Origin of the sequence: Vibrio sp. 10N.222.49.C9, from assembly GCF_041474985.1 — a bacterium.
Taxonomy (GTDB): Bacteria; Pseudomonadota; Gammaproteobacteria; order Enterobacterales; family Vibrionaceae; genus Vibrio; species Vibrio crassostreae_C.
Map to the genome: position 1 here is coordinate 1 of NZ_JBFRVD010001052.1, position 267 is coordinate 267.

A 267-nucleotide genomic window follows, 5' to 3' on the forward strand; every position below is an offset into this window, starting at 1 on the left:
GTTCAAAGTTGGGTAACTTTGTATAGCCAGGGATTGCAATCGCAATGTTAGTGCCAAGGTTTTGTAGTGCTTTAGGCAGCGCCTTACCAACGTCAGCCAAGCCTCCGCTCTTCACTAGTCCTTCAGCTTCGGAAACTGTAAACCAAACTTTTAATTGAGACATTTTGGGGAAATCCTGTTTTTCATTAGAGCTGTTGACAGCTTCTGTTTTTGATAGATTTGACTCGCGTCATTTCTAGGCGATTTTAACATAAAAAACAAACGATT

At 40.8% G+C, this 267-nt stretch carries 1 protein-coding gene; it reads right to left on the bottom strand.

The annotated features are described in order from the left end of the window. Positions 1-163 (bottom strand): glycogen/starch synthase (locus AB4585_RS26860; protein ID WP_372171786.1); only part of this gene is annotated, 163 nt, incomplete at its 3' end. Positions 164-267: the final 104 nt, after the last annotated feature.